Here is a 13,361-nt window from a genome sequence, read left to right as displayed (position 1 = left end):
CGTCACATCGGGCAGCTGCCCTCAGATCGGAGGCTCAGGTCCTTAGTCTTCGGTCGAACATCCTTAGCTGCGTCCACCGTCTGACTCAACGACGGGAGCGACGACGGACGACCGGTTCAGCGGGACTCGGTTTGTTGATCGTCGAGTCCGAGGCGGACCGCCATGGCCGCGGCTTGGACGCGGGTTTGGACGCCGAGCTTCTCGAGTAGGTGGGTCACATGAACGCTCGCGGTCTTGGGGCTCATGTAGAGCGCTTCGCCGATCTCCCGGTTGGTCCTGCCCTCGGTCAGGAGTGCAAGTACCTGTCGTTCGCGATCGGTCAGCGCCGGTAGCCCGTGCCCGGGGTGCTGGCTGCGACGGGCGCCTGGTCCCGGCGAGTCGGCGAGATCGAGCCGGGCGATCCTTGCGAGTTCGTCGATCTCGGCGAGAAGCGGTCTCGCGCCGAGCAGCTCGGCGGTCCGGCGGGCCGCCTTGAGCTCACCGGTCGCACGACTTCGTGTCCCGCTCCGGTCGCGCTGGGCGAGGAAGGCCTCCGCCGCGCGCAATCGAGCACGGGCTTCCGGATAAGGCCGGCTCAGCCGGGACCACTCCCGTGCCGCTCGAAGCCAGAGCGCGGCGTCGGGCGAGCGGTGGAGACGCGACCGTTCCGCCTCGACGGTTGCCGTGACGGCAGCCGCCGTGACGGTGCTCACCGCGTGACCGAGAAGTGCCACCAATCGTTCGAACTCTTCAAGCGCCTCGACGGCGACGGCTGCTTCGAGACCCGCGAGCAGGAGCGGCGCGCAGATGGGATCGTTCAACCGACTCGCGACCTGCTCCGCGGTGGAAAGGGCCACGGCGAGCGCCTCCCGCGGCCGGCCCTCGAGCAGGTGCAAGGGAACCTGGACGTTGGCGAACCCAACCTGGAACATCGGCTGGTCACCGGACGAGAGACGCAGCGACCGTTGCTGCAGCTCGAGCGCGGTCTGGAGATCACCTCGCGCAACGTGCACCTGCGCCAGCACATTCTCGATCATGCCGAGACCGGACCACTCTGCCTGGTCGCGTCCCAACGTGAGGGCCTCATCCCAGCGTCCAGCGTCGAACAAGGCGTCGATGAGGTTGCCCTCCATCAGGTCCTCGAGCCAGTGCCGCCCCAACGTCAGTCGTCGCAACTCCGGCCGGATCAGCTCCACCACTTCCACAGCTCGGTCGCAGTCACCGAGCCGCCAGTAGAGGTCGGTCAGGTTCACGCCCGCGAGCGCGATCTCCTCGGGCTGGGCGATCCGGCGGGCAATCGACAGGGCCGCGTTCAGGTGGCCGAGAGCTTCGTCGAATCGCTCCCTCCCCGAGTCGATAGCGCTCAGGATCATGGCGGCACGGCACGTCGTCCGTTCGTCAGATCCACGGTCGGCCAGGTCGAAGGCAGCTCTCGCCGGTGCGGCAGCCTCATCGAGCCTGGAAGCGGTGACGAGTGCCATGGCTCGTGCGCAGAGAACCTTGCCGCGGATGAGTCCGTCGTCGGGAGAAATCAACTGCTCGGCCCGCTCGGCGTCCTTCAGGGCACTTCCCGTGTCTCCGACGACCACTCCCAGCCAGCTGCGCGTCAGCAGCGCCGGTACGACGTCGTCGCCGGCAACACTCTGTTCGGGGACGTCGGCCAGGGCCTGGTCCAGCACTTCCCGGGCCTTGTCGGGTTGGCCGGCACCACCGAGCAGGGAGGCCGCCGCCTCGGCCAGTACCAATCGGGTAGGCACGTCCGACCGGGTGGTTACGGACGACGGCCTGACCGACGACGCAACGGCGTACCAGTGGCCTGCCTCCGCGAGGGCGAATCGCGACTCCGCGGCCCGAGCAGCCTTGACCGACCACGTCAGCGTGGCGTCCGGGTCTTCTGCACGGTGGTACTGCTCAGCCACCTCGGCCACCGCAGCCGCGCCCGCACCGACCAGTAGTCCTGTTTCCAGATGTTCGGCCAGCTTGGCGTGCAGGCGGCGACGTTGCTCCGAGAGCAGCTGCTCATAGGCGACTTCTGCCAGGACGGGGTGTTTCGCAGTGGCGCCCCCAGTCGGATCTCGGATCACCAGCCCTGAGTCGCAGGCGTCTCGTACGGCGTCGATGTCACCGTCTGCGGCTGCGAGGAGGTCGTCGTCACTAAGTGCTCTCGGTAACGTTGAGGTGGCGGCGACGACCATCCGCGCCGCAGGCGACACGGCTTGTAGTCGCGCCGACAGAATCTGGCGCAATGATATCGAAGCAGCCGGATAGGTGCTCGCCAGCTCTGCGGTGAGGTAAGGATTGCCCGCGCTGCGCCGGAACACGGCGTCGGCCTCGTCCTGCGTCAGATCAGGTCTCAGGCCGGCCAACTGGAGCCTGGTCTCCTCGAGAGTGAGCCGTCGCAGCGCCAGATCGGTGATAGAGGGGTTGCGGAGCTGCTCCGCGAGCCATGCGGTCCGCTGTGGGTCGGTGACTTCGTCGCGCCAGGTCAGGAGTACGAGTAGCCGACGCTCGGGCAGATTACGAGTCGAATAGGTGAGGAAGTCGAGCGTCGACCAGTCGGCCCAATGCACATCCTCGACCAGGAGCACGGTGCCCAGCGGCGGCCCATCGTCGAGCGCGTTGCTCAGCTCCTCGATGGTTTGCGCACGACCTGCCGCCGCAGAAGGGAACACCATGGTCTCGCCGCCCTTGCCGAATGAACGGCCGAGCGCCGCCGCCAGTCCGCCGTACGCAACTGCGCCTGACATGGGAGCGCAGGCCCCGCGGAGGATCCGCAGTCCGCTCTCCCGGCGTTCCTGAAGCACCTGTTGGACCAGCGAGGTCTTGCCGACGCCGGCCTCGCCCCGGACCAGCACGGCAGCCGAAGCGTTCGGCAGTTCGGCGATCACTGTCTCGAGCAGTGAAGCCTCGGCCCCTCGACCGACCAGCGCCGCGGTCATCTGCCCATCATGCGCCCGAACCCACTGCCGCACCCAGCCGATCATGCAACTCCCCGGCGGCACGTTCAGCCGGACAAGGGACTGCGGCCGCTCAGTGGGCGGCCGCAGTCCCGTTGTGGGGGTGGGGGAGATCAGGTCTAGCCGGTGGGGTTGCCGTTGTCGGAGCCGAGTTTGGCCTTGGTGGTGAGGGTTTTGCCGTCCCGGATGTAGGTGATCGTCACCTCGTCGTCGGGGCGGTGCGAACGGACCGCGGCGACCAACGCGTCCCCTGACGCGATCGCCTTGCCGTCCACGGAGGTGACCAGGTCACCCGACCGCAGACCGGCCTTGTCCGCCGCACCGCCCGACGTCACCTCGCCGAGGGTGGCTCCCTGTGTGAGCCCGTCGGAAGACCGCGCGTCGCCGACCGTCACTCCGAGCCGCGCATGCGTGGCCTTGCCCTTGGCCACCAGCTCGTCGATGATCGGCTTGGCCTGGTCGATCGGGATAGCGAAGCCCAGGCCGATGTTGCCGCCTTCGGATTGTCCCGATCCTCCGGCGGTCTTGATCGCGCTGTTGATTCCGACCACCTGGCCGGCGAGGTCGATGAGGGCGCCGCCGGAGTTCCCGGGGTTGATCGCGGCGTCTGTCTGGATTGCTGGGAAGACCGTCGTGCTGTCCTGCTCCTCGTCGCCCGACGTCACCGGGCGGTTCAGGGCCGACACGATCCCGCTCGTCACGGTCGCGTCCAGGCCGAACGGCGAACCGATCGCGACCACGCCCTGGCCGACGCCGAGCGTGCCGCTCTTGCCGAGCACGGCCGGGGTGAGGTCGCTGGCGTTCGCGCGGATCACGGCGAGGTCGGTCAGCGGGTCGGTGCCGACGATGGTCGCGGACACGGTCCGTCCGTCGTTCAGGATCACGGTGATCTTGCCGCCGCTCCCGGCACCCGACACCACGTGGTTGTTGGTGACGATCAGCCCGTCCTTGCTGATCACGATGCCGGACCCGGTGCCGCTGCCCTGCGAAGTGGTGACGCCGATCTTCACCACGCTCGGCAGCACCTTCGCGGCCGCGTTCTGCACCGATCCGTCCGGTGCCGATGCCGGAGCCGCCTGCCCGCCGGTCAGCGGTGCGGTCACCGACGGGGTCGCGGACGAGTCGTTGGTCGCCGAGTACACAGCCGCACCACCCACACCGCCGGCGGTCCCGACCAGCAGCGCGGTGGCTGCCACCAGAGCCAGACCCGCGCGCCGCTTGGGCTTCGGGGGCTCCGGCTGGGCCGGCTGCGGGCCGAACGGCCAGTTCGAACCCGGTGACGTCCCCTGATGCGTCCCGGTGGTCCCGAACTGCCCGTCTTGGTAAGCACTCCCACCTGAGGGGTGCTGTCCCGGCCGCGCCTGTCCGTGCGGCGCGTACTGCTGCTGCGAGTGCTGGCCGTAGCCGGTCGTCGGCAGCTGCTGAGTACGCTCCTGCGGACTCGAGCCGTACGACGGCGACGTCCCCTGCGGGGGGTTGTTCCCGTACGTCGAACCCGGCGCCGGGGTGTCGTTCCCGGGCTGGTTCTGCGGCTGGTGCGGCTGGTTCTCGGTCATGGGTTTACCTTCGCGGCCGGACCTGAGAACGAACTGAAGATCCCGTCAGAGCAGCCGAAGAGTTCTGTGAAGATCCGCTGAAGAACCTGTGCGGAAGCTTTGAGGTCAGCCCTGTGATGCGGGCGGCTCAGCCTCGGCCGGTGGTCGCGGCGTGCGGGAGCCAGAGGGTGAACTGGGCACCGCCGCCGACGGTGTTCCGGGCGTAGATCATCCCGCCGTGCTGTTCGGCCGCGTGCTTGACGATGGCCAGGCCGAGCCCCGAACCAGGCAGGCTGCGCGCCTCACTGGACCGGTAGAACCGCTCGAACACGTGCGGCAGGTCCGCCTCGGCGATGCCCGGACCGCTGTCGGTCACGGTCAGCACGCCGTCCAGGAGCCGCACCGTCACCTTGCCCGTCGGTTCGCCCTCGGCAACCGGCTGTTCAGGAGTGCTGTACTTCGCCGCGTTGTCGAGCAGGTTCGTCACGGCGCGGCCGAGCAACCGTTCGTCGCCCCAGACGGGGAACGGAGTCAGCTGCACGTCCCAGTCCAGTCCGGGGGCGCGGCGGCGTACCTTGATCAGCGCGTCCTCGACCACGTTCGAGAGCTCGATCTGCTCGGCGTCGCGGACCTGCGGGGTGTCGCGGGCGAGCTCGGTGAGGTCGCCGATCAGGTTGGTCAACTCGTCCATCTGGGCGCGGACGTCGTCGAGCAGTTGCTGCCGGTCCTCCGGGCGGAGGCCGCCGCGTTTGTCCGCCTGGGCGAGCAGGTCCAGGTTCGTCCGGATACTGGTCAACGGCGTACGCAGCTCGTGTCCGGCGTCACCGACCAGTCTTCGCTGCCGATCCTGGGACCGGGCCAGCGCCGCGAGCATCGCGTTGAACGCCTGCGCGAGCCGGGAGATCTCGTCCGACCCGGATATCGGGATCGGTCTGAGTTCCTCTGTACGGGCCACGTGTTCGGCCGCTCCGGTCAACCTGGCCAGCGGGCGCAGACCGGATTGCGCGATCGCGTTGCCGGCCAGGGCCGCACCGATCACCCCGAGCAGTCCGACCGCCCACAGCACGACGCCGAGGTTGTGCAGAGTCTGATCGACCGGCCGCAGCGACTGCGCGACGACCAGCGCGGCGGGCTGGTACTCCACCAAACAATTGCCCCGGCGGTCCGGCTCCGGACAGTACTGCGCGGGCACGGCGACCACCCGGAAGTGCGGACCGCCACTGGTCCCGACCGTGCGGACGCTGGCCTCGTCGCCCTGGCCCTGCGCGATCGCCAGCTCGGCGGTGCCCATCGGTGGGAGGTAGCTGTCGGCCGCGCCGAGCTTCTGCCCGTCCGCGGTGTACAGGCCGAGCTGGATGTCGCTCAGGCCGAGCGCGTCCGGTGGGATGTTCTGCAGGTTGGCCAGGTTGGTGAGCACGCCCTTCTTCGCGGCCTGGCCGGCCCGGTCGATCAGGCTGCTGTCCAGGTTGCGGTACATCTGCTGGCGCACGGTCAGGTACGCCGAGACGCTGACCAGCAGGACGGCGAGGCCCACGGCGACCGCGGCGAGCAGGGTGACACGGGCATGCAGGCTGAGGTGGTGGAGCTTCTCCCGCCACCAGGTCTGCGTCCGCGCTGCCGTCTCGGTGAAACGGTTCGGACCGTTGCCGTTGGCGTGCTCGGGCCGAGGTCCACTCGTCGGCTGCGCGGACGGCGTACCGGATTGTGGTTGGGGGTCCGGATCCTGGCGTGCGATGTACGACGGGAAGCCGGAACGGTCAGGGGGTTGCGTGCTCACGGTGGGGTGTCTCTCAGCACGTAGCCGATCCCGCGGACCGTGTGGATCAGCCGCGGCAGATCGTTGATCTCGGTCTTGCGGCGCAGGTATCCGATGTAGACCTCGAGCGAGTTCGCGGTGGTCGGGAAGTCGTAGCCCCAGACCGCGTCCAGGATCACCGCGCGCTCGAGCACCCGGCGCGGGTTGCGGATCAGCAGCTCGAGCAGCGAGAACTCGGTCCGGGTCAGCGGGATCGGGACGTCGCCGCGGTGCACCTCGTGCGCATCCACGTCCACCACGAGGTCGGCGTACTGCAGCACCTCGCCGCGCTGCCCGCCCTCGCCCGGCGCCGTACTACGGCGGAGCAGCGCGCGCAGCCGGGCCAGCAGCTCCTCCAGCGCGAACGGCTTGGTCAGGTAGTCGTCGCCGCCGGCGTCCAGGCCGTCCACCCGGTCGGCCACGGCGTCGCGCGCGGTCAGCACCAGGATCGGCACGTTGTTGCCTGCGGCCCGCAGCGCCTTGGTGGTCTCCAGCCCGTCCAGCCTGGGCATCATCACGTCCATCACGACCACGTCGGGCTCGACGTTGCCGATCACCGCGAGCGCCTCGGCCCCGTCGGCCGCGGTCACCACCTCGAAGTCGTTGAACTCCAGCGAACGGCGCAGCGAGTCCCGGACGGCCCGGTCGTCGTCCACCACCAGTACTCGCATCCCGCTCCCCGCTTCGCCTGAGTCGTCACCTGAACGGGCCCAAGATCTGCTGGGCCTCCGACTGTCGAGACTATTCCGTCTCTTTGAGAAACGGCTGAGAACCCGCTGATCGCTCGCGAAGGACGCCTCGCGACCGTAGATTCCCCGGGTGGACATCGTCGAATTCACGCCTGAGACCGAGCAACTCACCTGGACCTTCGGCGGGGCCGCGCCGGTCCGCAGGGTGAAACCGGGCACCCAGCTCCGGTTGTGGACCGAGGACGCGTTCTGCGGCAGCCTCCGCAGTACGACGGACCTGGCCAGCGCCTCCCTCATCATGCCGTTCGTGAACCCGCAGACCGGCCCGTTCTACGTCGAGGGGGCCGAACCGGGCGACACCCTGGTCCTGCACTTCGTCGACCTGACCCCGGCGCGGAGCTGGGGCGCGTCCGCGACCATCCCGTACTTCGGCGGCCTGACCAGCACCGATCGGACGGCCACACTGCAGGACCCGTTGCCGGAGCGGACCTGGATCTACCAGGTCGACACCGACAAGCAGACCGTTGGGTTCGTCGCGCAGGGGAGCGGACTGGAGGTCGCACTGCCGCTCGAGCCGATGCTGGGCACGGTCGGCGTCGCCCCGGCGGCCGGTGAGGTCCGGTCGTCGCTCGTGCCCGACTACTTCGGCGGCAACATGGACACACCCGAGATGAAGCCCGGTACGACGTGCTACCTGCGCGTGAACGTCGAGGGCGCACTGTTCTCGGTCGGGGACGGCCACTACCGCCAGGGCGAGGGCGAGTCCTGCGGTACGGCGGTCGAGGGCGCCATGAACGTCGTACTGGTTGTGGACCTGCTCAAGACGCCCGGTCCCGCCTGGCCCCGACTCGAGAACGACGAGTACCTCGCGGTGGTCGGCTCCAGTCGTCCGCTGGAGGACGCGTGGCGCACCGGTCAGGTGGACATGGTCGGCTGGCTGTCGGAGCTCTACGGACTCGACAAACTGGACTCGTACCAGTTGCTGAGCCAGATCAGCGAAGTACCACTCGCCAACGTCGTCGACGCCAACTACAGCGTGGTCACGAAGGTTCCCAAACGCCTACTGCCGGGCGCCGACGTCTACGGGGGCATCCACACGCACCTTCGGAGTGCGACGAGATAGCCCCACACCGAGCAGGCACAGTACGCCGCCACCCAGCGCCAGAAGTGCCGGTGTTTCACCCAGGAACAACCAGGCAAGCCCGATCGCGACCACCGGCACCAGGTACGTCGTTGCGCCCATCCGGCCCGCACTGGTCCGGGACAGGGCGAACGCCCACGTGGTGAACCCGAGGGCGGTCGGGAACGCGCCGAGGTAGACCACCCACCACAGCGTGGACGCCTGTGCGGTCGACACTTCCCGGACGAGGTCCGGTGTGTACGGGAGGCAACTGATCGTGCCGATCATGCAGGCGAGCCAGGTGACCTGCGCAGCGGGCAACCGTTTCAGCAACGGCTTCTGGGCGACCACGCCCACGGCGTACGAGACTGCTGCGGCTACGCAGAGGACGACGCCCCAGGTCTCGGCGCGGCCGGTGGAGGTCGCAGTACCGATGAGGAGGACGCCGCCGAAGGCCACCAGGCTGCCGATGACGAGTTGGCGGGGGAAGCCCTCGCCCAGCATCAGTCCGGCGAGCAGGGCGATCAGCAGGGGAGCGATGTGGACCAGCATCGCCGCGGTCCCGGCGTCCAGGCGTCGCTCGGCAGCGTTGAGCGCGACGTTGTAGACGCCGAACCACAGCAGGCCGCAGGCGAGGAGTGGGGTCCAGTCCTGCTTCGCCGGGCGCTTCCACACCATGCCCTTGCCTTTGCCTGTGGCCAGCAGGATCAGGCCCAGCACGAGGCTGCCGATCAGCAGGCGTGCCAGGGACAGCGGGCCGGCGGACAGTTCGGTGCCGACATGGCGAATGGCCACGAACGCTGAGGCCCAGAGGACCACGGTCACGCCTGCGGCCACGATCGCCACTCGATTTCCGTCTCTCACGGGATTCAACGGTAGGAGGTAGAGTGAGGTTGTTCCATGGCGAAACGGAGCTCGGGAGGCGGCTGTGGTTTCCGAATCGAAGGTCAGATCGGCTGTGTCTTTTCCGAGTGACCTCCTGGACGATCTGAACCGGCGGCTGCTGCAGGAGCTGACCGAAGACCCGCGAGCCCGGACCACGGACCTCGCCCGGCGGCTCGGGGTCTCCGCGCCGACCGTGCGGGAACGTGTCGCCCGGCTGGAGGAGGCCGGGGTGATCCGCGGCTACCGGCTCGACCTGGATCCGGCCGCGCTCGGGCTGCCGGTCGCCGCCTGGGTTCGGTTGAAGCCGGGCCCGGGGCAGGTCTCCCGGATCGCCGAGCTCGCCGGGCGCACCCCCGAAGTGGTCGAGTGCCACCGCATCTCCGGTGAGGACTGCTTCCTGCTCCGGGTCCAGGTCCCTGCAATCGACGCCCTTGAAGCGATCCTCGACCGCTTCAACGTGCACGGCTCCACCAACAGCTCGTTCATCGTGTCCACGCCGGTCCCGCCTCGCCCGGTCCCGTTGAAGTGAGGGCCGGCGGTGTCGATCGACAACGACGTGTACGACCGGCTAGGCGACGGCTGGTGGGATGAACACAACCCGCTGAACCTGCTGCACGGGAGCTTCACCGCGGGCCGATTCGAGTACTTCCGGTCGATCCTGGCCCGAGATCCGGACGGTCTCCGCGTGCTCGACATCGGTTGCGGTGGTGGGTTCCTGGCCGAGGAGTTCGCCCGGCTCGGCTGCCGGGTGGTCGGCATCGATCCGTCCGCGGTGTCGATCGGTACCGCGAGACGTCACGCAGCCGGGATCGACTACCTCGTCGCGGCCGGTGAACGCCTGCCCTTGCGCGACTCGGCCTTCGACGTGGCGTACTGCTGTGACGTCCTCGAACACGTCACCGATCTGGAGTCGGTGGTCGCCGAGACAGCCCGCGTACTCCGGCCCGGTGGGCTCTACTTCTTCGACACGATCAACCGGACCCTGGCCAGCAAGCTGGTTCTCATCAAGGTCGCCCAAGACTGGCGGCTGACCAGGATGATCGACACGACGCTGCACGTCTGGGACATGTTCATCACCCCGGACGAGCTGACCGCCGTACTGCGCCGTCACGGTCTGCGGGTGGACGAGCTCACCGGTCTGGGCCCGCGCCGGAACAAGCTCGGCCTGGTGTGGGATTTCGTCCAGACCCGACGCGGCCGGCTGACCTATGGCGAGCTGAGCCGCCGGATGGATACGGGCAGAGTGCGAGGGCTCCAGGTCTCCTACATGGGGTTCGCCATCAAGGCCTGATGTCCGGTAGGTGGGCCGAACCACCCGTGAAAGTGGTCTGCATCACTACGCTGGTGGCGACTTCAGCGACCTCCGGAAGGACCCTGACCCATGGCTGCCGACAAGTCTGTCCGCAGAGTTGCCCTTCTCACCGCGGGCGGGCTCGCGCCCTGCCTGTCGTCCGCCGTCGGCGGGCTGATCGAGCGCTACACCGAGGTGGCGCCCGACGTGGAGATCATCGGATACCTGAACGGGTACCACGGCTTGCTCAGCGGCCGGCACATCGAGGTGACGCCCGAGGTACGGGCCAAAGCCGGCCTGCTGCACAAGTTCGGCGGCAGCCCGATCGGGAACAGCCGGGTGAAGCTGACCAACACCGCGGACCTGGTGAAGCGCGGGCTGATCGCCGACGGGCAGAACGCCCTCCAGGTCGCTGCCGAGCGCCTGGTCGCCGACGGCGTCGACGTCCTGCACACGATCGGCGGCGACGACACGAACACGACCGCCGCCGACCTCGCGGCGTACCTGCACGAGCACGACTACGACCTGACCGTGGTCGGCTTGCCGAAGACGATCGACAACGACGTGGTCCCGATCCGGCAGAGCCTGGGCGCCTGGACGGCGGCCGAGCAGGGTGCGCTGTTCGCGCGCAACATCATCGCCGAACACAGCTCGAACCCGCGGATGCTGGTCGTGCACGAGGTGATGGGGCGCAACTGTGGATGGTTGACCGCGGCAACGGCTCTGGCGTACCGCGAGTGGGTCAAGCAGCAGGAGTGGAACCCGGGCGTCGGGCTCGATGCGGGCGGCTGGGACGCGCATGCGGTTTACGTGCCCGAGGCAACGATCGACCTGGACGCCGAGGCCGAGCGGCTGAAGGCGGTGATGGACGAGAACGACTGCGTCAACATCTTCCTGTCCGAGGGGGCCGGGGTGCCGGCGATCGTGGCGGAGCTGGAGGCTCGCGGCGAAGAGGTCGGCCGGGACCCGTTCGGGCACGTCAAGCTGGACACCATCAACCCGGGCGCGTGGTTCGCGAAGCAGTTCGCCGAGCGGATCGGCGCGGAGAAGACGATGGTGCAGAAGAGCGGGTACTTCAGTCGCTCCGCGGCCGCGAACGACCGTGACCTGGCGCTGATCAAGGAATGCACCGACTACGCCGTCGACGCGGCGCTGCGGGGCGAGTCCGGGGTCGTCGGGCACGACGAGGAGCGTGGTGACGAGCTGCGCGCGATCGAGTTCCCCCGGATCGCCGGCGGCAAGGAGTTCGACCCGGGCGTCGACTGGTTCGTGGCCCTCAAGTCCGAAATCGGCCAGCCGTAGATCTCATTCAGCCAGGTGGGCTTGCTTGGGCCCGCCTGGCCTGTGGTCACCTGAGCCGCTCGACCCAGGTGTCCGCGGCCTTCTCGATCTGGGTCAGGACCTCGTCGAACCCGTCGTCCTCGCCGTAGTACGGATCCGGTACGTCGACCTCGGCGAACAGCTCGACCGGTACGACCAGGTCTGCTCCGCCTCGGCGCCGCAGTGCCGACAGGTGGCCGGAATCCATCGCCAGAACCAGATCGCGCTCGGCGAACCAGTTGCTGCGGAACTCCTGGGCCCGGTGCGCGCTCCCGTCGTACCCGCGTCGTCGCAGTGCGGCGGCCGCTCGTGGGTCCATCGGATCGCCGACGTGCCAGCCGCCCGTCCCCGAACTCGTCACCCGGACGTCGTCGACACCGGCCGCGGTGAGTTTGGCCCGCAGCACCACCTCGCCGATCGGCGAGCGGCAGATGTTGCCGGTGCAGACGATCTCGACCTGCCTCAGTGCCCGGCTCACGTCAGCGGGGTTCCCACTTCTCGGGCAGCACTGCGTTCAGCAGCATGCCGACCACGGTGATCACCAGCGAGCCGAGCAACGCGGGCCAGAACCCGTCGACGTGGAACTGCACGTCCAGCTTCCCGGTGATCCATGACGTGAGCAGCAGCATCAGGGCGTTGATGACGAAGATCAGCAACCCGAGCGTGAGGATGATGAACGGCAGCGAGAGCAGCTTCACGATCGGCTTCACCACCGCGTTCACCACCCCGAAGATCGCCGCGACGATCAACAGCGTGAGCACTCGCCGCCCGGTGGTCGCGCCCTGGAGCGTGATCCCCGAGACGATCCAGCTCGCCACCGCCAGCGCCACCGCGTTCACCAGCAACCTGATGATCAAGTTCTTCATACCCCGATACTCCCACCCCCCAGTTCACCCAACCCCCACCCGCCACGCAGGGTCCGGCCTGTGGCGCGGCAGTTGCCGGGAACCAGGCGGCGCGGCGTCACGCAGTACGGGAAAGGGGTGGAGCCGGGGCGCACCGCCGTGCGTCGGAGCGGGCGTGGATCAGGTGGGGGGCATGGCGATGGCTTCGAGGAGGGATTCCTCGGCGCCGGCCAGGTGGCGGCGGAGTTCGTCGACGGCCTCGTCGAGTTCACCCTTTTCGAGCAGGCGGATCAGCTTGCGGTGCGAGGCGACCTGTTGCTTGGCGTCCTGGCGGAGCGCGTCGACGCGGGCGAGCGCGAGCCTGGCCTCACCGGTGACCGAGTCGGCCGTCGCGATCAACCTGGCACTGCCGGTGAGCGCGACCAGGCTCCGGTGGATCGCCAGATGCGTCTCCGTCATCGCCTCCGGATCGGCCCCGTCCTTGGCCGTCGCGGCGAACTCCCGCATCGCCTCCCGGACCCGGTCCCGGTCCGCCTCGGCGGCGTCGTACCAGGCCCTGATCCCGGCCGACTCCAGCACGAACCGGGCCCGGCAGATGTCCGCGACCGCGTCCGGATGCAGGATCGCGACGCTGACCCCCTTGTTGGGTTCGCGGACCGCGAGCCCCTCGGTGACCAGCATCGTCATCGCCTCACGGACCGTACTGCGGGCCACCCCGAGCGCCTCGGCCAGCGGCTGCTCGCGCAACGGCGTACCGGGTTCGAGGTCGCCCGCGAAGAGGGCGGCGCGGAGGGCGTCGACCACCCGGTCCACCGTGGTCGAGCGGTCCACCCGCAGCCGTTCGTACATGGGGAGATTCTCGTCCAGTCAGCGTCCGTTGTCGCGCGCGGCACGGTCCCAGGGTCGGGTCGAGGGCGGGGTCGAGGGTGAACCTGTGGATAACTT

General features: G+C 68.8%; 12 protein-coding genes. 4 read left to right on the top strand and 8 right to left on the bottom strand.

Annotation, left to right across the window (positions count from 1 at the left end; genetic code table 11):
- Positions 1-116: 116 nt before the first annotated feature.
- The 4 genes from EV643_RS02185 to EV643_RS02170 form a co-directional block, all read right to left on the bottom strand.
- Positions 117-2,918: a helix-turn-helix transcriptional regulator gene (locus EV643_RS02185; protein ID WP_166665282.1), complete on the bottom strand. Its 2,802-nt coding sequence runs from the start codon at positions 2,916-2,918 to the stop codon at positions 117-119.
- A gap of 137 nt (positions 2,919-3,055) precedes the next feature.
- A complete protein-coding gene (locus EV643_RS02180; protein WP_133798218.1) occupies positions 3,056-4,492 on the bottom strand; it encodes a S1C family serine protease in 1,437 nt (478 codons plus the stop codon).
- A 127-nt stretch (positions 4,493-4,619) separates the two neighbouring features.
- Positions 4,620-6,248, bottom strand: coding sequence for a sensor histidine kinase (locus EV643_RS02175; protein ID WP_238165295.1), 1,629 nt, complete (start codon positions 6,246-6,248; stop codon positions 4,620-4,622).
- Positions 6,245-6,937 (bottom strand): response regulator transcription factor, encoded by a 693-nt coding sequence (locus tag EV643_RS02170; protein WP_133798217.1) that lies wholly within the window; start codon positions 6,935-6,937, stop codon positions 6,245-6,247. The genes EV643_RS02175 and EV643_RS02170 overlap by 4 nt, the downstream gene beginning before the upstream one ends.
- A 148-nt stretch (positions 6,938-7,085) precedes the next feature.
- On the opposite strand from EV643_RS02170, the gene EV643_RS02165 reads away from it, so the two are divergent.
- On the top strand, positions 7,086-8,078 hold the full coding sequence (locus EV643_RS02165; protein WP_133798216.1) for an acetamidase/formamidase family protein: 993 nt from the start codon (positions 7,086-7,088) through the stop codon (positions 8,076-8,078).
- On the opposite strand, the gene EV643_RS02160 is transcribed toward EV643_RS02165, so the two are convergent.
- The gene (locus tag EV643_RS02160; protein WP_133798215.1) at positions 8,016-8,939 is read right to left on the bottom strand and encodes a DMT family transporter; all 924 of its coding nucleotides are present in this window, start codon (positions 8,937-8,939) and stop codon (positions 8,016-8,018) included. The two genes, EV643_RS02165 and EV643_RS02160, sit on opposite strands and share 63 nt — an antisense overlap.
- Before the next feature lie 94 nt (positions 8,940-9,033).
- On the opposite strand from EV643_RS02160, the gene EV643_RS02155 reads away from it, so the two are divergent.
- From EV643_RS02155 to EV643_RS02145, 3 genes are all read left to right on the top strand, one after another.
- Positions 9,034-9,489, top strand: a complete 456-nt coding sequence (locus EV643_RS02155) for an Lrp/AsnC family transcriptional regulator (protein WP_238165294.1) — start codon at positions 9,034-9,036, stop codon at positions 9,487-9,489.
- Between the two features lie 9 nt (positions 9,490-9,498).
- Complete coding sequence (gene ubiG, locus EV643_RS02150) at positions 9,499-10,251, top strand: bifunctional 2-polyprenyl-6-hydroxyphenol methylase/3-demethylubiquinol 3-O-methyltransferase UbiG (protein WP_133798214.1); 753 nt, start codon at positions 9,499-9,501, stop codon at positions 10,249-10,251.
- Positions 10,252-10,341: 90 nt separating this feature from the next.
- On the top strand, positions 10,342-11,553 hold the full coding sequence (locus tag EV643_RS02145) for a pyrophosphate--fructose-6-phosphate 1-phosphotransferase (protein ID WP_133798213.1): 1,212 nt from the start codon (positions 10,342-10,344) through the stop codon (positions 11,551-11,553).
- Between the two features lie 46 nt (positions 11,554-11,599).
- Here the strand turns inward: EV643_RS02145 and EV643_RS02140 are convergent, their stop codons facing one another.
- From EV643_RS02140 to EV643_RS02130, 3 genes are all read right to left on the bottom strand, one after another.
- Positions 11,600-12,049, bottom strand: a complete 450-nt coding sequence (locus EV643_RS02140; protein ID WP_202869347.1) for a low molecular weight protein-tyrosine-phosphatase — start codon at positions 12,047-12,049, stop codon at positions 11,600-11,602.
- Between the two features lies 1 nt (position 12,050).
- The gene (locus EV643_RS02135; protein ID WP_133798212.1) at positions 12,051-12,437 is read right to left on the bottom strand and encodes a phage holin family protein; all 387 of its coding nucleotides are present in this window, start codon (positions 12,435-12,437) and stop codon (positions 12,051-12,053) included.
- A gap of 159 nt (positions 12,438-12,596) precedes the next feature.
- A complete protein-coding gene (locus EV643_RS02130; RefSeq protein ID WP_133798211.1) occupies positions 12,597-13,265 on the bottom strand; it encodes a GntR family transcriptional regulator in 669 nt (222 codons plus the stop codon).
- Positions 13,266-13,361 lie beyond the last annotated feature (96 nt).

It is taken from the genome of Kribbella caucasensis (assembly GCF_004361855.1).
Classification (GTDB): Bacteria; Actinomycetota; Actinomycetes; order Propionibacteriales; family Kribbellaceae; genus Kribbella; species Kribbella caucasensis.
Note: the sequence above shows the minus strand (reverse complement) of the source record. Positions and strands in the feature narration are given on the sequence as shown.

Bases quoted from the DNA above. Each gene is read 5' to 3' on its own strand.
- EV643_RS02185 (WP_166665282.1), bottom strand. From the start codon at position 2,918: ATGACCGCGGCGCTGGTCGGTCGAGGGGCCGAGGCTTCACTGCTCGAG.
- EV643_RS02130 (WP_133798211.1), bottom strand. From the start codon at position 13,265: ATGTACGAACGGCTGCGGGTGGACCGCTCGACCACGGTGGACCGGGTG.
- EV643_RS02170 (WP_133798217.1), bottom strand. From the start codon at position 6,937: ATGCGAGTACTGGTGGTGGACGACGACCGGGCCGTCCGGGACTCGCTG.
- EV643_RS02180 (WP_133798218.1), bottom strand. From the start codon at position 4,492: ATGACCGAGAACCAGCCGCACCAGCCGCAGAACCAGCCCGGGAACGAC.
- EV643_RS02145 (WP_133798213.1), top strand. From the start codon at position 10,342: ATGGCTGCCGACAAGTCTGTCCGCAGAGTTGCCCTTCTCACCGCGGGC.
- EV643_RS02135 (WP_133798212.1), bottom strand. From the start codon at position 12,437: ATGAAGAACTTGATCATCAGGTTGCTGGTGAACGCGGTGGCGCTGGCG.